This window comes from Ruegeria sp. YKSD179, assembly GCF_059612885.1.
On the sequence record NZ_JBXWRL010000003.1, the window covers coordinates 196,372 to 217,039 of the forward strand.

Annotated in this window: 14 protein-coding genes; 9 read left to right on the top strand and 5 right to left on the bottom strand. The window is 53.3% G+C overall.

The window, feature by feature from the left end:
* Positions 1-36 precede the first annotated feature (36 nt).
* A complete protein-coding gene (locus AC2FNE_RS02795) occupies positions 37-1,845 on the top strand; it encodes an autotransporter assembly complex protein TamA (protein ID WP_496804730.1) in 1,809 nt (602 codons plus the stop codon).
* The gene (locus tag AC2FNE_RS02800; protein WP_496804761.1) at positions 1,845-6,260 is read left to right on the top strand and encodes a translocation/assembly module TamB domain-containing protein; all 4,416 of its coding nucleotides are present in this window, start codon (positions 1,845-1,847) and stop codon (positions 6,258-6,260) included. Before AC2FNE_RS02795 ends, AC2FNE_RS02800 begins: the two co-directional genes overlap by 1 nt.
* Positions 6,261-6,329: 69 nt before the next feature.
* On the opposite strand, the gene AC2FNE_RS02805 is transcribed toward AC2FNE_RS02800, so the two are convergent.
* The 5 genes from AC2FNE_RS02805 to ychF form a co-directional block, all read right to left on the bottom strand.
* Positions 6,330-7,283, bottom strand: coding sequence for a porin (locus AC2FNE_RS02805; protein WP_170604625.1), 954 nt, complete (start codon positions 7,281-7,283; stop codon positions 6,330-6,332).
* A 567-nt stretch (positions 7,284-7,850) separates the two neighbouring features.
* Positions 7,851-10,634, bottom strand: coding sequence for a formate dehydrogenase subunit alpha (fdhF, locus tag AC2FNE_RS02810; RefSeq protein WP_496804731.1), 2,784 nt, complete (start codon positions 10,632-10,634; stop codon positions 7,851-7,853).
* Positions 10,635-10,645: 11 nt separating this feature from the next.
* Positions 10,646-12,349, bottom strand: coding sequence for an NAD(P)H-dependent oxidoreductase subunit E (locus AC2FNE_RS02815; protein WP_496804732.1), 1,704 nt, complete (start codon positions 12,347-12,349; stop codon positions 10,646-10,648).
* Between the two features lie 85 nt (positions 12,350-12,434).
* On the bottom strand, positions 12,435-13,316 hold the full coding sequence (locus AC2FNE_RS02820; RefSeq protein WP_170610405.1) for a LysR family transcriptional regulator: 882 nt from the start codon (positions 13,314-13,316) through the stop codon (positions 12,435-12,437).
* 67 nt (positions 13,317-13,383) lie between these two features.
* Positions 13,384-14,481, bottom strand: a complete 1,098-nt coding sequence (gene ychF, locus AC2FNE_RS02825) for a redox-regulated ATPase YchF (protein ID WP_496804733.1) — start codon at positions 14,479-14,481, stop codon at positions 13,384-13,386.
* 351 nt (positions 14,482-14,832) lie between these two features.
* Between ychF and trpA the strand changes: the two genes are divergently transcribed.
* The 7 genes from trpA to AC2FNE_RS02860 all read left to right on the top strand — a co-directional run bounded on the left by trpA (position 14,833) and on the right by AC2FNE_RS02860 (position 20,666).
* Positions 14,833-15,624, top strand: coding sequence for a tryptophan synthase subunit alpha (trpA, locus tag AC2FNE_RS02830; protein WP_170604615.1), 792 nt, complete (start codon positions 14,833-14,835; stop codon positions 15,622-15,624).
* Positions 15,625-15,783: 159 nt separating this feature from the next.
* Positions 15,784-16,950, top strand: coding sequence for an alpha-hydroxy acid oxidase (locus tag AC2FNE_RS02835; RefSeq protein WP_170473814.1), 1,167 nt, complete (start codon positions 15,784-15,786; stop codon positions 16,948-16,950).
* 59 nt (positions 16,951-17,009) lie between these two features.
* Positions 17,010-17,414, top strand: a complete 405-nt coding sequence (locus tag AC2FNE_RS02840) for a GFA family protein (RefSeq protein WP_496804734.1) — start codon at positions 17,010-17,012, stop codon at positions 17,412-17,414.
* Between the two features lie 145 nt (positions 17,415-17,559).
* Complete coding sequence (locus AC2FNE_RS02845; protein WP_170473820.1) at positions 17,560-18,219, top strand: 50S ribosomal protein L25/general stress protein Ctc; 660 nt, start codon at positions 17,560-17,562, stop codon at positions 18,217-18,219.
* Positions 18,220-18,357: 138 nt separating this feature from the next.
* Positions 18,358-19,041: an aminoacyl-tRNA hydrolase gene (gene pth / locus AC2FNE_RS02850; RefSeq protein ID WP_496804735.1), complete on the top strand. Its 684-nt coding sequence runs from the start codon at positions 18,358-18,360 to the stop codon at positions 19,039-19,041.
* A gap of 77 nt (positions 19,042-19,118) precedes the next feature.
* Positions 19,119-20,282: a serine hydrolase domain-containing protein gene (locus AC2FNE_RS02855; RefSeq protein ID WP_496804736.1), complete on the top strand. Its 1,164-nt coding sequence runs from the start codon at positions 19,119-19,121 to the stop codon at positions 20,280-20,282.
* A gap of 9 nt (positions 20,283-20,291) precedes the next feature.
* On the top strand, positions 20,292-20,666 hold the full coding sequence (locus tag AC2FNE_RS02860; RefSeq protein ID WP_170604606.1) for a DUF2237 family protein: 375 nt from the start codon (positions 20,292-20,294) through the stop codon (positions 20,664-20,666).
* The last annotated feature ends 2 nt before the right edge of the window (positions 20,667-20,668 follow it).

Sequence of the window (20,668 nt, forward strand, 5' to 3'; positions counted from 1 at the left end):
GCGATAACGATTTCGAGTTGGGGCAGTCAGGGCCAGATGATTACAGGGAGCAGTCCGCGGCGCGTTCTGAAAAACTGGCTTGTTGCCACATTGGCGGCTGTTGCACCTAATGTTGTGTCAGCGCTGGAAATCAGCCTGACGGCAACTGGTGCCCCCGAAACGCTGGTAACAAGGCTGGAAGAAACGTCTTCAGTTTTCACTGCTGAATCACGCGGGCTGGACACCTCGCTCGAGATTCTCTCGGCCGCCTTGTCCGATTATCGCACGATTGTTCAAATCATGTATGACGAGGGTTATTTCGCCCCTGTTGTCAGCATCAAGTTAGACGGTCAGGAAGCCGCCGAGATAAACTCGTTAGAGGCACCAGCGCAGTTCAATCGGGCCACGATTACTGTTACGCCCGGCCCTCTTTATACCTTTGGTACAGCTATTGTTGAGCCGGTTACGCCCGGAACCGAGTTACCCGCAGAATACGCAACCGGCAAGACAGCAACCACTGGCGCAATTCAGCAGGCTGCATCCGCTGGAGTGCAGGCATGGCGGGACGTTGGCCACGCAAAAGCCGAAGTTGCAAGCGAAAGAGTCATTGCCCGGCACGCTCAGGCCCGTTTGGATTCTGATATTGGTCTCTCGCCGGGGCCAAGACTGACATTTGGGAAAATGTACATAAAGGGCGACACCAAAGTCCGGCGCAGATCAATTGAAAAGATTGCCGGCTTTCCGACCGGTGAAGTGTATTCCCCAGCAGAAATTCAGAAAGTGGGCACAAGGCTGCGGCGCACTGGTACGTTCAGTGTTGTTTCGATCAAAGAGCGCGAGGAGCCAAATCCGGATGGCACTTTGGATTTTGACGCCGAGTTCGAGGACCTCCCGCCTCGCCGGATAACTTTTGGGGCCGAGCTCGCTTCGCGCGACGGCTTGGATCTGACGGCCACATGGACCCATCGGAATGTTTTTCGAAGGGCCGAACGGTTGAGGTTTGAATTCGCTATTCGCAATATCGGCGGGGCTGAAGATTTGGACGGCCGCATCGGGCTACGCCTGGATCAACCCGACCGGTTAGGACCGGACGACAACACTTTTTGGAACGCCCTTCTGGAACGACGTAATACAGAAAATTACAATGTTACTATCGCGGCGCTTGCCTACGGTGCGAGACGCACATTTTCAGATCGCCTGTATGCTGAGGCTTCGGCTGGGTTTCAATGGTCGGATGCTGACGACGCCTACGGTGACGGGCGCAAATTCAGATATTTCATCATTCCATTCCGGTCGGAGTGGGACGAACGCGACAGCAAAGTCAGCGCGACACGCGGGTTCTATCTGGATTCGCGGGTTATGCCTTTTGCCGGATTGTCAGGCACCGAGTCAGGGCTTCAGATGACTTTTGATGGGCGCGCTTACACTAGTTTTGGAACAGGTGGCAATTTGGTACTGGCAGGCCGCGTGCAAATAGGATCGGTGATTGGGCCTTCAGCCGATGGTGTCACCCCAGATTTCCTGTTCTTTTCAGGTGGCGCCGGAACTGTTCGCGGCCAACCTTATGAAAGCCTGGGCATCCCCATCGGGGACGAGGTGGCTGGTGGAAAGTCATTCCTTGGCTTTTCCGGTGAGGTTCGCGGAAAAATCACCGACGCGATTTCATTGGTCGGTTTTTACGACTACGGTGCGGTTGATACATCTTCGTTCGTGGGTACAGACGCCGAGTTTCACTCTGGAGCGGGTCTCGGGGTCCGTTATGATCTGGGTGGTTTTGGCCCACTTCGTGTGGATCTAGCCGTTCCAGTTCAGGGCGACACCGGCGACGGCCTGCAATTCTACATTGGGATCGGACAAGCGTTTTGATGCGCCGCGTTGGATATCCCCTGCTGCTTTGCATGGTCGCTGTTACGGCACCGATCCCGTCGATGGCACAGGATGAAGACGGCGGCAGCATGATCGAACGCTTTTTGCAGGATACTTTGTCCGGCGAAGATCAGAACGTTCGGGTTATCGGGCTTGAAGGCGCGCTGAGTTCGCGCGCTAGAATTCAGGAAATCACCGTTGCCGACGATGAAGGTGTTTGGCTGACCATCAAGAATGCGGTATTGGACTGGAACCGGCTGGCATTGATCCGAGGCCGCTTTTCTGTCAACGCACTTACGGCGCAGGAAATCGATATTGCCCGAGCGCCTGGAACCACAACGAAAGAAAAACCGCCTCCATCCGCTGAGACTGAACCGTTTCAACTGCCGGAGTTGCCCGTCTCCATTGAAATCGGCGAGCTGCGCATCGACCAGCTTTCGTTAGGTCAACCGCTCATTGGAGTTGCGGCAGATCTGGCAGTCAACGGCGATCTGTCCCTTTCGGACGGGGCACTGGACACCACTTTGGATATTGATCGACTTGACCGGGCCGGAGACACTGTGGACTTGGTCGCTGGATTTGAGAACTCCACCCGCCAGATCGATCTAGACCTGACAGTTGCAGAAGCTTCTGGCGGTTTGATTTCGACTGCGTTGGGAATTCCGGGGAGCCCACCGTTGGGGCTTACCGCCAAAGGTTCCGGCCCCCTAACCGATTTCACCGCAGACATCGGATTGAGCAGCGACAGTGTTGAACGCCTGGGAGGTCAAGTGCGGTTGCGATCGGCCACTTCGGAGAGCGACGACGATGCTGACGGCATTGCGTTTACTGCCGATCTGGGAGGAGATCTCACACCGTTTCTCGCCGAGGAGATGGATACGTTCTTCGGAACAGACACAAAACTGTATGTAGATGGGAGAACCCATTCTGACGGCGCGTTGGACATTTCCGACATCGAAATTACCTCACAGGCGCTAAAGCTCGAAGGGCAGTTCAGTCTTGCGTCAGGCGGTGCCTTGCAGATGGTTGCTGTACAAGGGCGAATTACCCCACCAGACGGGGATCGCGTAGTGCTCCCAATCAGTGGCGGCGAAACTTCAGTCGGTGCGGCACACTTGTCGGCGTTGTACGATGTTAAAAACGGTAATCTCTGGGATTTGAGCCTAACGGCGGATGACGTGCTGGCGGCCCAATTGGATTTGCAACGAGCGCAAATTGCTGGTCAGGGAACCCTGACCCAAGACGGCGGCCTGACTGCCGACGGGGATATTCAGGTTGCGCTAGACGGGATCGATATGTCTGATCCCGCACTTAACGCGGCGGTTGGAAATCGAATTACGCTTGACGGGCAATTCGATTACGGCAGCGACCAGACCGTCAAATTATCCGGCTTTGAACTTTTGGGCCGCGATTATTCTTTGGAAACTGATGCAATTGTCAGCGGATTGTCGACGGGTTTGAAAGTTGAAGGAGCTGCCACTGTACTTGCTGATGACCTTTCGCGGTTTTCGCAGATAGCCAAACTGGACCTCGGCGGAATGGCCTCTATCAGTGTTGAAGGATCTGGTTCGCCTCTGGAGCGCAGTTTTGATGGCAAAGTCACTGTGGGAGGTCGAAACCTTTCCACAGGTCGGGACGATATCGATCCGGTAATTACTGGCGAAACTGACATTTTTCTGGATGCCAAGAGAGCTTCGGACGGAATAACAATTCGCAGTTTCACAATCTCTTCCGAGACTTTGGATGCGAAGGCTGACGGCGTTGTTACGACAACCGCTGGAAACCTTACAATTGATGGCAGTGCCGACGTCAATGCGGACGACTTGTCAATATTCTCGGGTCTTGCCAAACGCAATCTAAGCGGATCCATGCAGGTTAAGATGGAGGGTAAAGGAACGGTACAGACGCTTGAGTTCGACGGTACCGCAAATATCGTTTCGAATGACATCCTAACCGGGATGACCGAAATCGATCCTTTACTGACCGGCAGAACAACAATCGAACTGGACGGCGCGCGCACCCAAGACCAAGTCGTTATCCGTAATGCAACGGTCAAAGGGAATGCGTTGAACGCACAAGTCGCAGCCACGATCGATGACTTAACCAATAATATATCTGCCGATGGCCAGGCCCAGTTAGACATCCCCAACCTGTCTTTGTTTTCAGGACTTGCCAAACGAGACTTAGGCGGATCTGTGCAGCTTCAGGTGGACGGCAAAGGAACGGTTAAGACACTTGAATTTGACGGCACTGCGAATGCTGTTTCGAATGACATCCGAACCGGCTTGGCCGAAATCGATCCTTTGCTGACCGGCAGGACTACAATCGAACTAGACGGCGCGCGCACCAAAGACCAAGTCGTTATCCGCAACGCGACGGTCAATGGAAGCGCGCTGACGGCGCAGGTCGCAGCAACGATTGACGACCCAACGAACGATATCTCGGCTGACGGCAAGGCCCAAGTGGACATCCCTGATCTATCTGTGTTCTCGGGCCTAGCCAAACGCGATTTGAGCGGTTCGGTCCGTGCGGACGTTCAGGGGCGAGCAGCCCAATCTGACAGAACATTCGACGTTCAAGGCACGGTGACGGCCGATGACATCAAGACAGGTATCGACAATGTGGACGCGCTTATTCAAGGGCGAACAACCTTGAATGTAGATGCCGTGAACGACGATCAAGGTCTAGATATCCGTACATTTAAATTGAACGGTACTGCACTGACCGCAACTGCCTCAGGCAAGCTTGATCGAACCGCAGGGGGATTGGATTTTTCGGCAGCTTTGGATGACATCGGGCGCGTTTCGCCAATTGTTTCTGGGCAGCTAAAACTGGACGGCAACGTCGCCCCGACCAGTTCAGGATTAGAGGGCAGCCTGCGTCTGCAAGGCCCAGAAAGCTCATATGCCGATCTGCAAGGGACTGTAACAACAGACGGTGCTGCGGATTTAGATTTTGAGGCGCAACTGAACAGAATCGAACGATTTGCGCCCGAGTTTCCGGGTACTATTTCCGCCACGGGCAATGCGCGTCGCGACTCGGGCGTTTGGACTATTGACGCCAAGGCCGACGGCCCCGCCCAGATCAACAGCACCGTTGCTGGAACCTTTGATGAAGCCAGCGGCGAAGCGGACCTGACCATGCAAGGTGGCGTTAATATCGGGATCGCAAACCGTTTTATCGAACCCAACACCATCGAAGGGACCGCCAGCTTTGATCTCACGCTCAAAGGTCCCCCCGCTTTGGATGCGCTGAGTGGAACCGTAGCCACCTCGGGAACAGCGATGGCATTACCCGGTGTCGGACAAACAATTACTGGGATAGGAGGTTCAATCACTCTTGATCAAAGCCGCGCTACTATCGCGATGCAAGGTGGCGTTCGTGCCGGAGGAGGGTTTACAGTCAATGGCCCAGTCAACCTGACACCTCCGTTCAATGCACAGATCACAACCGCAATCAACGAACTGGTTTTGACTGACAAGCTTCTTTACGAAACCACCCTCAACGGTCAGATTGTTATGAACGGCGCGTTGGCGGGTAACAGCTCGATAGCCGGCCAAATCAATTTCGGTGAGACGAACATTAACCTTGCAGCCGCAGCAGGAGCCGTTGGAGCAGCTCCAATACCAGACATTGAACACGTAAACGAAAGCAATGCCAGCTTTGTTACCCGAGAAAGAGCGCAGTTGGTGGTCACCGAAAAAGCCAGCAAAAGCACGTCGCGCATTTCACTGGACATCGGGTTACTAGCGCCCAAGGCAGTGTTCGTACGGGGCCGTGGCGTGAACGCGGAACTGGGTGGGCGCATTCAAATCGGCGGTACGACCGCTTCGGTGGTACCATCTGGTCAGATCGAGTTGATCCGCGGAAATATTGACATTCTTGGCCGTCGTTTAGCTTTGACCAAAGGATTGGTCACGCTGCAAGGCGACCTGACTCCATATATCGAGTTTGAATCCTCAACCAGCACATCTGACGGAACAGCCACAATCGAAATCGCCGGGCCGCTGGATTCTCCACAGGTTGACGTGTTTTCCGACCCAGAGCGCCCGACGGAAGAGGCGCTGGCAATGCTTCTGTTCGGAAACCGGTTTTCCGAGCTTTCACCGTTTGTCATTGCCCAGATGGCTGCTTCACTCGCACAACTTAGCGGTGCTGGCGGTGATGCGACCAAGGGTGTGCGCGATGCCACCGGCGTGGATACGGTTGATGTTGGGACAACAGAAGAAGGCGCAGGGCGACTGGGTGCAGGCGCTTACCTAAGCGATAACCTGTACACCGATTTCACGGTAAACACCGAAGGGGATACCGAGGTGAATCTCAACTTGGACGTCACTGATAGTTTCACAGTGCGCGGTACCGTAGATGGTCGCGGCGAGACCGGGCTTGGCGTCTTTTTTGAACGCGACTATTGAACTGCGCGCTAGCTAGAACTGAAAAGGGCCGGTTCTGTGACCGGCCCTATCGTTAGCGCTCAGACCAACTTAGAAGTTGAAACGTGCACCAAAGTCAGCAAGGATTCGGCCGTCTTCATCACCACGCTCTGAATGCGCGACACCGCCCCGCAGCGAGGCGCCGCTTCCCAGATCATAGATGAAGCCAACACCGTACTGCTGTTCGTCATCGTCAGCCGAGCCGTCACCGTACGCTGCGGTGATAGTGGTTGCAGCGCCGATGTTGTAAGCCAGCGAGAAACCGTAAGCGGTGCCATCCCGGTCGTCATCTGCAACATCATCGTCAGCCAGGAACAGAGTGCCTGACAGGTCGCCAAATTCGGCTCCCAAAGTCAGAACTGCCAAGCTTTCGTCCTCAGCACCAGCTGTGTCCCCTGCCTCGGTTTCACCATAGGCCAGAGCAGCGGTGACGTTGTTGAAGGTGTAGGTCGCGCTGACATCCCAGCGGTCTGCACCGTTGTCCGGATCGGTGTCGTAAGACGCACCAAAGGCCAAATCTCCTACTGCGTACTGAAAGAATGCAGCGTTTGAGCCTGCTTCAGTCGAGTCAAAAGCGAGGATCTCATAATCAACGCCTGCATTCTGCGAAATGAATGCTTCAAGACCAGGTTCGTTACCGGCATAATCTGCCAGGTTGTCAATTGCGCCTGATACGTTGCCAGCGTCAACACGCAGACCACCGTAGATTACCGAGAAACGCGCGCCGCTAAGCTTAGCCTTTTCGGCCTCACCGTTTGTTTGGTTTTCATTAGCCTCCAGTCGAACGCGCGCCGAGAATTTTACACCAGCGTCGGTTTCGGCGTTGGCGTCAATGTTCAGGCGAAACCGCGAAACCAGAATGGTATCGTCAATATTATCATTGGTAGTCGAGCGGTCTTCCGCGTAACCGATACCAAAGCGGGCATAACCGCTGAGTTTAACTTCTGCTGCCGCAACGCTTGCTGTCGCAATCAGTGCTGTTGTTGCGAGGAGAACATTTTTCATGTCTTTAGTCCGTAAGTGTGTGAATGAGTGAGCCACTAATTCGGCTCACGCTCTCTTCGACCAATTTTGTTTTACCTACAAGGCAACCGCCTCAATCGTTTGTAATTGAAAATTTGGACGTCACGAAGAATAGGCGCTGGCAACGTGTTTCAAGCGCTTCGTTTTTCAATTCTACGACCGATAGTTTAATTGAATGTGTTTTTGAAAGTTCTCATTGACACTTATAATTAAGGCTATTTTTTGAATCAATGTAATCCAAATTGTGAATTCATGATGATTTTCTTAAGTAGATTCTTTAACTACTTTTGCGTGTATTTAAATTCGAAATTGCTGTCCAAAAGTCACACTTTTCGACCGTAATTCAATTTAATTTCCTCTGCCTATTGAAAGAATTTTTTTCGTACCCACAGCATACGAAATTTGTATTTTTATCGTTTATTTTCATGGTATTAAGTCATCTTCAGTCTCTCCTCATTTTTCGAAAAATTTGAATTATTCTTGGGAAAGAATCGAAAAAAGGCGATTCAAATTGAATCGCCTTCAGATTGATTCGAAAGTGGATTCGCGTCACTCAGCTGCGATAGCTTCCCCGGCTTTCTCTACCCGGATCGCAGAGAACTTGAACTCGGGTATTTTCGCATATGGATCGGTTGCCGAATTTGTCAGGATGTTCGCTGCCGCTTCTACATATGCAAACGGGATAAACACCATATTTTCGGCAATCGCTCGGTCTGCTCGCACCATGATTTCGATGGAACCGCGACGTGTGGTAAGGCGGATCATTTCACCGGGCTCGATCTCCATCAGCTTGAGCGTACGCGGGTTCATTGAGCAGTTGGCTTCGGGCTCTACAGCGTCCAAAACCTTGGCGCGACGGGTCATCGACCCAGTATGCCAATGCTCCAATTGACGACCGGTGGTTGCGATCATCGGATATTCGTCATCCGGTGCTTCATCGGGTGGGATAACACTGGCTGGGGTGAATTTCGCCCTGCCGTCAGCGCGCGGGAAACCATCGCCGAAAACAATTGACTGCCCCGGATCGGTTTCACTCAGTGACGGGTACGTAATCGTCTCGGTCTCCAAACGTTCCCAAGTTATGTTGTCGAGTGACCCCATCGTCAGCTTCATCTCGGCAAAGACCTGAGACACGTCTGAGTAATCCCACTTCAACCCAATCCGTTGGGCCAGTTCGACTGTGATCTTCCAATCCTCGCGCGCCTCACCCGGAGGAGTGACAGCGGGGCGCACCCGCTGCACCTGGCGGTTTGTGTTCGAAACGGTGCCGTTTTTCTCATAAAGCGCCGAGGCAGGTAGAATGATATCGGCATAGTTCGCCGTTTCGGTCAGGAAGATGTCCTGCACAATCATCAAGTCCAGCTTGGCCAACGCTTCGCGGGCATGATTCACATCCGGATCGGACATTGCCGGATTTTCACCCAGAATATACATGCCTTTGATATTCCGCGCGTAAATCTGGTCGATGATTTCCGTGACAGTCAAACCCTTTTCGTTCGAGAAGTCATCGGAGCCCCAGACTTTGGTAAACTGAGCCCGGATATTGTCGTCTGTTACGGTTTTGTAATCTGGCAGAAACATCGGGATAAGCCCCGCATCCGACGCCCCCTGAACGTTGTTCTGACCGCGTAGCGGGTGCAACCCAGCGCCAGGCTTGCCCACATTACCGGTCATAAGTGCAAGGCTGATCAGGCAGCGCGAGTTGTCTGTGCCATGTATGTGCTGGCTGACTCCCATCCCCCAGAAAATTAGCCCCGCCTTGGCCTGAGCAAAAGTGCGGGCAACACGGCGCAGTTGATCGGGTTCGATACCACAGATCTGCGACATGGCCTCTGGCGTAAACTGGCGCAGATGTTCTTTTTCTGCCTCCCAGTTCTCGGTCCAACGATGGATGTATTGGCTGTCGTACAACTCCTCCTCAACGATCACGTTCATGATAGCGTTGAGCATCGAAACGTCTGCACCCGGACGGAATTGCAGCATTTCTGTCGCGAATTTACGCATACCAACTCCGCGTGGGTCCATCACAATCAGTTTGCCGCCGCGTTTGGCAAACTGTTTGAAATAGGTGGCGGCGACCGGGTGGTTCTCGATGGGATTGGCCCCGATGATTATCGCCACATCTGCGTTTTCGATTTCGTTAAAGGTCGCTGTTACTGCGCCCGAACCCACGTTTTCAATTAATGCCGCGACCGAAGAGGCGTGACACAAGCGGGTACAATGGTCCACGTTGTTGTGGCCGAAACCCTGGCGGATCAACTTTTGAAACAAATAGGCTTCTTCGTTGGTGCATTTGGCGGAGCCAAAGCCCGCAACGCTGCGCGGATCTTCGTCACGCAGGGCCATCAGCTTGCTAGCAGCCAAATCCATCGCTTCTTCCCAGGTCGCTTCGCGGAAATGGGTCGACAGATCACCCGGATCAACGTTTAGCCCCTTGGCCGGCGCGTCTTCGCGCCGGATTAGTGGCTTGGTCAGACGATGTGGGTGATGGATATAATCAAAACCAAAGCGACCTTTGACGCACAGGCGGCCTTCGTTAGCAGGCCCATTAATGCCCTCAACATATTTTACCTTGCCGTCTTTGACCTTCAATGAGACCTTGCATCCCACGCCGCAAAACGGGCAGACGCTTTCTGTTTCACTGTCATAGTCTTTGCTATCGCCCTCTTGTTTCTCATCCAGCACAGTTGCAGGCATCAGCGCGCCAGTCGGACAGGCTTGCACACATTCACCGCACGCCACGCAGGTCGAGTCGCCCATTGGGTCATTCTGGTCGAACACCACCTGCGAAGTATGACCGCGGCCAGCCATGCCGATCACATCGTTCACTTGCACTTCCCGGCACGCACGAACACAAAGGTTACAGTTGATGCAGGCGTCAAGATTTACGCGCATTGCCACATGACTGTCATCCAACAGCGGGATTATCTCTGGTTCTTTCGCCGGGAACCGGCTTTCGCTGACATCCGTCAATTCGGCCATGTCCCAAAAGTGGCTGGATTTGTCGTGGGTGACCTCTGGCTGGTCAGAGACCAAAAGTTCCATCACCATCGCACGGGATTTTTCGGCGCGATCAGTGTCGGTTTTGACCACCATACCTTCTGCCGCAGGACGAACACATGAGGCGACCAGTGTGCGCTCTCCCTCCACTTCCACCATGCAGGCGCGGCAATTTCCGTCTGGGCGATAGCCCGGTTGTGGTTTGTGGCACAGATGTGGAATGACAAGGCCGCGACCGTTGGCCGCTTCCCAGATTGTCGTGCCCTCGGGCACAGTGACGTCGTCTCCATTCAGGTTGAAGGTGACAGTTTTGGTTGGGCTTGCGTCAAGCATCTCAGTCTCCCTCAGATTTCGTCAGCGAAATGTTTTATGACCAAACGGATCGGGTTCGGCGCCGCCTGCCCCAGACCGCAGATTGACGCATCGCCCATGACCTGACAAAGGTCCTCAAGCAGATCAGTGTCCCAAGTTTCTGCCTGCATCAGTTTCACAGCCTTTTCACATCCCGCGCGGCACGGAGTGCACTGGCCACAGCTTTCATCCTCGAAAAAGCGAAGCATGTTCAAAGCTGCATCGCGGGCGGCATCTTGATTAGAAAGAACTACAACAGCAGCGGACCCGATAAAGGTACCGAGTGGCTGCAGGGTGTCAAAGTCAAGCGGGACGTCGTCTATGCTTGAGGGGAGAAGACCTGACGACGGCCCGCCCGGTTGATACGCCTTGAAAACATGACCCTCGGCCATGCCGCCGGCGGCATCAATCACATCAAGAATGGTCGATCCTGCGGGCAACAGGTACACGCCCGGTTTTGCCACGCGGCCTGAAACCGAATAGCTGCGCAGGCCCTTACGACCATTCTTTTCAACTGAGTTTAGAATCTGCGGCCCCTCGCGGCAGATCTTTGACACCCAATAGAGTGTCTCGACATTGTGCACCAAGGTCGGGCGGTTAAAGACTCCGACCTGAGCAACAAACGGAGGGCGGTGTCGAGGCATTCCGCGCTTTCCCTCGATTGATTCGATCATTGCGGATTCTTCACCGCAGATATAGGCACCTGCGCCTCGGCGAAGGTCAATGTAACCCTTGGCTACGACCCCGGCCTCTTCCAGTGCAGCAATTTCCCGGCGTAGGATTTCGAGCACCGCCGGATATTCGTCGCGCATATAAATAAAGCAGGTCTCGGCTTCCACCGCCCAAGCAGCGATCAACATGCCTTCGAGGAAGACGTGCGGTGTACGCTCCAAATAGTAGCGGTCCTTAAACGTACCGGGTTCGCCCTCATCACCATTCACGGCCAGATAGCGCGGGCCTTCGTTCATTCGAACAAAGCCCCACTTTTTACCCGACGGGAAGCCTGCACCGCCCAATCCGCGCAGCCCCGAGGAAAGGATGTCTTCTTGAACTTTCTCCCAGTCACCACCCTCGCGCAGCTCTTCTAGCTTGGTGTAGCCGCCATTATCGGCATATGAGGCGTAAGTTTCGTATTCGGGAAGATGAGCATGAGTATCATCGGCTGCGATCGCCGCCAGAACTTTTTCAGGGGTCGCGTGATCGATGTGATTGTGACCTATTTCCAGTACCGGGGCGGTGTCACAACGACCCATGCAGGGCGCACGCACCACACGAACCTGAGCCGGATCCAGCCCGTCTTCCAATGCTTGCTGCAACTGTTGTGCTCCAGCCAATTCACAGGATAAGGAATCACAAACTCGAATCGTGAGGGCTGGTGGAGGTGTTTCATCCTCTCTGATTACGTCGAAGTGGGCGTAAAAGGTGGCCGTCTCATATATCTCGGCCTGACCAATCCGCATCTCAACTGCCAAAGCTGCGATGTGGTCGGCACTAATGTGACCGTGTTTATCTTGAATTAGATGCAGAAACTCGATCAGCAAGTCGCGCCGACGCGGGCGATCGCCCAGCAAGCCAGCAATATCGGCCTGGGCCTCATCTGTGAATTGGCGGCCTTTGGGCGTATGCCGCCCTTTGCCTTTACCTGACTTCCAGACGCCCTTTGGTGCGCCTGATGGCTTGGTGTCTAATGGTGCCATGGTACCCTCCGATTGAGGTGTCGTGTCTCATCAGAATAACATATCGTCAAATCGCTAATTGCAATCGCACGATAACGACAGGTTATCACCGAAAAGACGTCACGACCGCCCGCAATGCCTCGACAGTCGGAAGCTCTGGATCCCGCGTCAGGGTCGCCAGACAAATCGGCTTACTAACAACGGGATCTACAAGTGGCAGCACACGGGTACCCTCGAGCTCGCCCAGCGCACGTACCAAAATCCGAGGAACAACTGTGGCGGCCAAACCTTCGCGTGCCATGACCATAGACGCAGTGAAGCCGCTAGTCTCGGCGACAATATCCGGATGCAACCCCTGCTCAGTAAAAATACGGTCCAGAATACGACGATTTTGCATTTGAGGTTCGAGCAGACTTATGGGGAACTCCGACACACGCGCCCAAGATATAGGTCCGGTTTCGTCAGTCATATGTTCTGGGACCAACAGTACATACGTCTCTTCATACAGGGGTTCGACCCGGCGAAGATCGGTACCGATACTGTCACCGTAAGTTACCCCTGCGTCCAGGCTACCCTCGTCCAGGCGATGCTGAATAGCGGTGGCCGACATCGTTTCGATACGTGTGATAATTCGTGGATGCGCCTGCCTGAGACGCTTTGTAAGGCGACCGGTAAAGGCTATCGCAGTGGGAATCACACCCAAAATCAGGGTTCCGGTGATTTCCCCCCTTGTCGCCAAAACCTGTTGTTCCAATGCCTTGGTGTCGTCAAGGATGCGCCGCGCGCGCTGCACGATCATCTCACCTTCTTCGGTCAGACCCTGAAACCGGTTTGCGCGCCTTACAATCGAAACGCCAAGCCGGTCTTCTAGGTTACGAATACGCATGGAAAACGCAGGTTGAGAAATCCCGCATTCTTCGGCGGCTTTGGCAAAATGGCGATGCCGCGCCAAGGCGCTGAGCAACTGAAGGTCACGGATTTCGATCACTTTAAGCCTCGGTGCTGCAGATGCGACAGGATAACTCGCTCATCCCGCAGGAAAAGACCCAAAGTCGTCACGTATTGAACAGAAAGTGCATCACATCGCCATCTTTGACGATGTATCCTTTGCCTTCGGCCCGCATCTTGCCCGCTTCCTTGGCGCCTTGCTCGCCATTTGCCGCAATGTAATCGCTATAAGAAATGGTTTCAGCGCGAATAAAACCCTTTTCAAAGTCGCCGTGGATAACTCCTGCCGCCTGCGGTGCAGCGGTACCGGTTCGGATTGTCCAGGCCCGGGCCTCCTTGGGACCCACAGTGAAATAGGTTTCCAGTTTCAGCAGATCATATCCAGCGCGGATCAATCGGTCGAGGCCTGGCTCCTCAAGCCCCATTTCCTCTAGGAACATCTGAGCTTCGTCAGGTTCCAGAAGACTGATTTCTTCTTCGATCTTGGCGCTGATGATGACGTGGGCGTTGCCCTGTGCCGCGGCCATTTCGGCCACGCGAGCCGAGTATTCGTTGCCTTCGGCAGCTTCTTCCTCGGATACGTTACAAACGTATAGAACCGGTTTTGTCGTCAAAAGCTGTAGTGTTTTCCAAGCTTTGGCATCCTCCTCAGACACTTCGACTAATCGAGCCTGTTTACCGCTTTCCAATATCTCTTGCGCAGCAGCAAGAAGGCGATCTTGTTGCTTAGCTTCTTTGTCGTTGCCTTTAAGCTTACGCACCAGATTGGCCCGACGTTTCTCAATACTTTCAAGATCAGCCAGCATCAATTCTGTTTCGATCGTATCGGCATCGGCCACGGGGTCCACGCGTCCATCCACGTGGGTCACATCCCCGTCTTCGAAACATCGTAGAACGTGTGCAATGGCGTCTGTTTCTCGAATGTTGGCAAGAAACTGGTTTCCCAACCCCTCACCTTTGGATGCACCTTTAACCAGCCCCGCAATGTCGACGAATGTCATTCGGGTGGGAATAATCTGCTTCGAGCTGGCAATCGCCGCCAGTTTGTCCAGCCTGTCATCTGGCACCGCCACATCACCGACATTGGGTTCGATAGTACAGAACGGGAAATTCGCCGCTTGCGCAGCAGCGGTTTTTGTCAGCGCATTGAACAGGGTCGATTTGCCGACATTAGGCAAGCCTACTATTCCCATTTTAAAACCCATGACGGTCTCCTGATGCCATTCGAGCGAAGCTTCTATGCAGGTCGAGGGGAATGCGCAAGTTAATGGTCGCACGAGTTATCAGAGAACGACCTCGCAATCCTTTAATTCTACGATGTGTTTATTTGCTGCGTTGCTAGTAAACTAAATGAAGGACTAGGCAATCCCGTCGGAATTCCTGCCCGCGACGATTGAAGGTTCAAATCCCTCGTTAGCGTCCAACAATCTTAGTAAAGATTTTACTCGTAACTGCTTTTATGCTTATGCGCGTTCTAGTGTTGGCGACATAACCGGGATTGATTTTCAGGCAAAGTTTTTGCACATCAGATCGAAACCTTTACACAAGGACCGAAAATGACCCGTATCGACGCTAAATTTGCAGCTCTGAAAGATCAGGGGAAAAAGGCTTTCGTCGCCTATGTCATGGCCGGAGACCCGGACTATGACACCTCACTCGAGGTGATAAAAGGTCTACCCGGTGCGGGTGTTGATGTAATCGAATTGGGACTACCCTTTACCGATCCAATGGCAGACGGCCCTACTATTCAGGCCGCTGGGCAGCGGGCTTTGGATGGTGGCATGACCCTGCAACGTACGTTGGACCTGGCGGGGGCGTTTCGTGAAACCGACGATACCACTCCGATTGTTTTGATGGGATACTACAACCCGATCTACAACAGGGGCGTCGATAAATTTCTAATTGATGCCAAGGCGGCTGGGATCGACGGGCTGATCGTTGTCGACCTTCCACCAGAAGAAGACGAGGAACTGTGTTTGCCTGCGCAAACAGCTGGCCTGAATTTTATCCGCCTTGCGACGCCAACTACGGACGACGCCAGATTGCCGAGAGTTCTTCAGAACACGTCAGGCTTTGTTTACTATGTTTCGATCACTGGAATTACAGGCGCTGCAGAGGCTCAGGCCACTGACGTTGGCCCGGAAGTATCTCGTATCAAATCCGCCACCGACCTACCGGTTATTGTTGGTTTTGGCATTAATACCCCTGAAAAATCTCGGGCCATTGCATCGGTTGCTGATGGCGCAGTTGTGGGATCGGCGATAGTCAGCCAGATAGGCGCAGGCAAACCAGTGCACGATGTCTTAGACTTTGTGAAAACACTTGCGGACGGGGCTCATTCCACCTGATCCTTTAAAATACCAATTAACAGCCTTGAACGCCGCAATAGACAAACGTCCGTTGCGGCGTTTTCATATCGAACGTGGCAACGGACCGCATTTTGTATCGTTGCCCCAGGTTCGGAAAATTGGTAAGAAATCCTAACCAATCATGCGAAGGGCTGCGCCATGCCTACCATTACAAATATTGAAGACCTTAAGCGGATTTATGAACGCCGCGTGCCGCGTATGTTTTTCGACTATACAGAAAGCGGCAGCTGGACCGAGCAGACATTTCGCGAAAATACGTCGGATTTCGAGAAAATCCGCCTTCGTCAACGGGTTGCAGTGGATATGTCAGGACGCTCGACCGCATCCCAGATGATTGGAGAAGATGTTTCAATGCCTGTGGCACTGGCCCCCGTAGGATTGACCGGGATGCAACACGCCGACGGGGAAATCAAGGCGGCCAAAGCTGCCGAGGCGTTCGGCATACCTTTTACGTTGTCTACAATGTCGATTAACTCGATCGAAGACGTAGCCGAAGCGACCACCAAACCTTTTTGGTTCCAACTATATACGATGAAGGACGAAGATTATGTCAGCCGCCTGATCCAACGCGCGAAGGATGCCAAATGCTCGGCGCTGGTCATAACGTTGGACTTGCAGATTCTTGGGCAGCGTCACAAAGACATAAAGAACGGTTTGTCCGCGCCGCCAAAGCTAACGCCCAGGACAATTGCCAATCTCATGACGAAATGGGCCTGGGGCATCGAAATGTTAGGAGCCAAAAGGCGCGAGTTCGGCAATATCGTTGGTCACGTCGACACCATCACCGACACGTCTTCGCTGGGAACTTGGACAGCCGAGCAATTCGACCCCAGTCTCGACTGGAACAAAGTTGAAAAGTTGATGGAGCAATGGGGTGGCAAGGTAATACTCAAAGGAATTCTGGATGCCGACGATGCCAGAATGGCCGCAAAGTTAGGGGCCGATGCTATCGTGGTTTCCAACCACGGAGGGCGTCAGTTGGATGGCGCACTTAGCTCGATCCGGGTGTTGCCCGAAATAATGGAAGCAGTCGGCGGAGAAATAGAGGTGCATTTGGATAGCGGTATCCGCTCGGGTCAGGACGTGTTGAAAGCATTGGCGCTGGGCGCCACGGGCACCTTTATTGGTCGGGCCTTTATCTATGGGTTAGGTGCGATGGGTCAGCAGGGCGTGTCAACCGCGTTAGAGGTCATTCATAAAGAGCTGGACACAACAATGGCCCTGTGCGGTGAGCGGAATGTTAAAAACTTAGGACCGCACAATCTGCTGGTTCCCGAAGATTTTGGAGGCCGCTGGCAGGGCTGATCATGTCACAAGAGGATTGATCAAGGTACCAGAACTGCAGTTCAGCGCGGGAGAGTAGAATGCCATCCAAATATTCCATCGGTTGCGACTGCGGTAAGACACAATTGACTTTGTCGGGTGAACCAAGGGTGCGAGGACACTGTCATTGCAACGCCTGTCGGATACTTCTCAACACCCCTTACCACTCCGTCACAGCATGGAACCCCGAGCAGATCTCAGTCGATAAAGGCGAAGATTCAATCTCGGAATTCCAACATCCAACCCTGTCTATGAAAAAGATCTTTTGCCGGGATTGCGGTGAAGTTCTGTACAATACAAATGGTCTAGGTTGGAAAGTGGTGTCCCAGCACCTGATCGCCAAGCGCAACAGCGGAGTTCTTCCAGAGGAACTCAGTTCTATCAGCCACTTTCACTATGCTAACCGTGTAGTAGACGTGGACGACGAATTGCCCAAGCGGGAATAGTTTGCGCCCAATTCAATCAACAAATAGCAGAAACGATTGAAGACCCAAAAAGGTGCTTTTCAATTCGACAGATTCGGTCTATGGACGCGGCTTCACGCGGGTATACAGCCTTGGAGGATGCCCGCCCTAACATTGGAGATTTATCATGGCTGGTGAGATTCCTGATCTCGAAGCTCTGGAACGGACGGGGACAGGCAAGGGCGCCGCTCGTCAGGCACGCCGCGACGGCATGGTTCCGGGCATTGTTTTTGGTGGCGACAAAGATCCGCTGCCGATCCAAATTCCGTTCAATGAACTGCTCAAGCGTCTGAAAGCTGGCCGGTTCAAGTCGACACTGTGGAACCTGAAGGTGGAAGGCCACGAAGACGTACGTGTCATCTGCCGCGACGTGCAGCGCGACGTGGTCAAAGACCTTCCTACCCATTTGGATCTGATGCGTCTGCGCCGGACAACCAAAATCGCGTTGTTCATTCCCGTTGAATTCATCAATGAGGACGCGGCTCCCGGCATCAAGAAGGGTGGCGTTTTGACCGTTGTCCGCCCGGAAGTTGAACTGTTGTGCACCGCAGGTGAAATTCCCGAGAAGATTACAGTTGATCTGACCGGCATGGAGATCAACGATGTTGCGACCATTTCCTCAGTCGACCTGCCCGGTGGTACAAAACCCACAATCGACCGTGATTTTGTGATCGCGAACGTGTCGGCGCCAACAGGCTTGTCGACCAGCGAAGACGAGGAAGGCGAAGAAGAAGAAGTGGCCGCGGACGAAGTTGAAGTCGTTGGCCAGGAAGAAGCTGAAGAATAAACCGAACTAACGTTTTTCGGACTTTTTGACGGGGCTCCAACGGGGCCCCGTTTTCTTTTGGTGCACTTGGGCTGGAAAACGGATGCCGATCCGTGCCATCAACCGATTGCGCATGTCGCACAGCACGAGGACGAGGCCATGAAACTGTTTGTCGGGTTGGGAAACCCCGGATCAAAATACGCCCGAAACCGACACAACATCGGCTTTATGGCCGTGGACCGGATCGCTGCGGATCACGGATTCAGCCCATGGAAATCCAAGTTTAAGGCTGAGATTGCCGAAGGACGTTTGAGTGATGAGAGAGTGCTGCTGATTAAACCGCAGACCTTCATGAATCGCTCTGGTCAAGCCGTGGGTGAAACGATGCGGTTTTACAAACTTGACTCGACCGATGTGACAGTTTTTCACGACGAACTGGACCTCGCACCGGGTAAGGTTCGGGTGAAGGCAGGTGGCGGGCACGCGGGCCACAACGGATTGCGATCGATCCACGAACATATAAGTCCAGCCTATGATCGGGTGCGCTTGGGCATCGGCCATCCTGGTCGGAAAGAACTAGTCTCACCCTACGTCCTTAGCGATTTCGCCAAAGCGGATAGCGAATGGTTGGAGGAGGTGTTGCGTGGCGTCTCAGATGGGGCTGCTTATTTAGCCAAGGATGAAGGTGGCAAATTCATGAATGCAGTTGCCCTGCGCTCCGCTCCGCCACGTTCATCCAAAAAAACGGAGCCCGCCGCTTCCGAAAGGGCCCCTGCCAAAAGCCCTGAACCTGCGACCGACGATCGTTCACCCATGCAAAAATTATTGGATAAATTCCGGTAAATGAACAGAATTGATCGATTCCGGAATACGAAACACATCAAATCTTGTTCCTATTTTGAGCGACAGAAAGGAAACACATGAGAATTGCGCTTAGATGGTTGTTGCGTATCGTGTTGACGCTGGCCTTGGCCGCACTGATTGTAGGCCTTTGGAAACGCGAAGAAATCCAACGACTTTTGGCCGTGAACTCTCTGTTTTCCGAAGAGAAAATTGTTCATAATTTTTCGCACATGAACGAAGCATTTCTTACTGTGAACCTACCAAGAGGGACCGGCCCGACGCATGAGCTGCCTTACGGACCCAGTTTCGAATTACCAGAAGGAACTGATTATTGGGTCGAGGATCGTGCGGTTACCTCTTTAGTCGTGATGCAGAACGGGCAGATCCGTTTTGAAGAATATTACCTTGAAACCGGCCCGGATGACCGCCGGATATCTTGGTCGGTCGCCAAAAGTTATTTATCCGCTTTGCTCGGTATCCTCTTGGCCGAAGGCTCGATCGACTCTCTGGATGATTTGGTCGTTAAGTATTCGCCCAAACTTAAGGGAACGGCCTACGATGGCGCCACGATCCGCAATGTCCTGAACATGGCCAGCGGCGTCACATTCGACGAAGATTATTTGGACTATAACTCAGACATCAACCGGATGGGACGCGTGGTGGCGTTGGGCCAAGAGTTGGACGACTTTGCAGCATCTTTGCAGGACAGTTTTATCGCACCGGGAGAGACCTGGCAGTACGTGTCAATTGATACACACGTGATCGGCATGGTCGTTCGAGGGGCATCCGGACGCAGCGTGACGGAGTTGCTTACGGAACGAATAATCGAGCCACTAGGCCTGGAATATGACGGGTACTACATTACAGACGGAGCGGGCGTTGCCTTTGTTCTGGGTGGCCTCAACTTTACCACGCGCGATTTTGCCCGCTTTGGCCAGATGATCCTGCAAAACGGATTTTGGAATGGGAAACAACTGGTTCCGGAAAATTGGATTGCCGAGTCAACTTGGCCCAGCGCACCGACTGAGCCCGGGAAAATAGGATATGGATATCAGTGGTGGATCCCCAAAAACGCCCATGAAGGTGAATTTTTAGCGCGGGGTATCTACGGTCAGTACATCTATTTCGACCAACCTCGCGGAGTGCTGATCGTCACGACAGGGGCGGATCGCAAGTTCCGCGATCCGGGTATCAACGACCAGAACATAGAAATGTTCCGCAAGATTGCGCAAACACTGTAAGATACCCTTATGCAGAAACAGGATAGCATTAATGTTTTGGGCAATGTTCTGGCTCCATGTTCACGCGATCCATTAACCGGTTTCTTTCGCGACGGTGCCTGCAACACTTGCCCCGAGGATCAGGGAAGCCACACAGTCTGCGCAGTGATGACGGCCGAGTTTTTGGCCTTTTCAAAATACGTCGGCAATGACTTGAGCACACCGAGGCCAGAGTTTGATTTTCCCGGCCTGAAACCTGGTGATAATTGGTGTCTGTGCGCTGGCCGCTTTCTGCAGGCCCATGACGAAGGCTGTGCGCCCAAAGTAAACTTGGAGGCCACGCATCAACGTGCGCTAGAAGTTGTCTCGTTGGATATCCTGACCTTGCATCGGGCCGAGAATTAAAT

Bases quoted from the DNA above. Each gene is read 5' to 3' on its own strand.
- AC2FNE_RS02795 (WP_496804730.1), top strand. From the start codon at position 37: ATGATTACAGGGAGCAGTCCGCGGCGCGTTCTGAAAAACTGGCTTGTT.
- AC2FNE_RS02800 (WP_496804761.1), top strand. From the start codon at position 1,845: ATGCGCCGCGTTGGATATCCCCTGCTGCTTTGCATGGTCGCTGTTACG.
- AC2FNE_RS02805 (WP_170604625.1), bottom strand. From the start codon at position 7,283: ATGAAAAATGTTCTCCTCGCAACAACAGCACTGATTGCGACAGCAAGC.
- fdhF (WP_496804731.1), bottom strand. From the start codon at position 10,634: ATGCTTGACGCAAGCCCAACCAAAACTGTCACCTTCAACCTGAATGGA.
- AC2FNE_RS02815 (WP_496804732.1), bottom strand. From the start codon at position 12,349: ATGGCACCATTAGACACCAAGCCATCAGGCGCACCAAAGGGCGTCTGG.
- ychF (WP_496804733.1), bottom strand. From the start codon at position 14,481: ATGGGTTTTAAAATGGGAATAGTAGGCTTGCCTAATGTCGGCAAATCG.
- trpA (WP_170604615.1), top strand. From the start codon at position 14,833: ATGACCCGTATCGACGCTAAATTTGCAGCTCTGAAAGATCAGGGGAAA.
- AC2FNE_RS02835 (WP_170473814.1), top strand. From the start codon at position 15,784: ATGCCTACCATTACAAATATTGAAGACCTTAAGCGGATTTATGAACGC.
- AC2FNE_RS02840 (WP_496804734.1), top strand. From the start codon at position 17,010: ATGCCATCCAAATATTCCATCGGTTGCGACTGCGGTAAGACACAATTG.
- AC2FNE_RS02845 (WP_170473820.1), top strand. From the start codon at position 17,560: ATGGCTGGTGAGATTCCTGATCTCGAAGCTCTGGAACGGACGGGGACA.
- pth (WP_496804735.1), top strand. From the start codon at position 18,358: ATGAAACTGTTTGTCGGGTTGGGAAACCCCGGATCAAAATACGCCCGA.
- AC2FNE_RS02855 (WP_496804736.1), top strand. From the start codon at position 19,119: ATGAGAATTGCGCTTAGATGGTTGTTGCGTATCGTGTTGACGCTGGCC.
- AC2FNE_RS02860 (WP_170604606.1), top strand. From the start codon at position 20,292: ATGCAGAAACAGGATAGCATTAATGTTTTGGGCAATGTTCTGGCTCCA.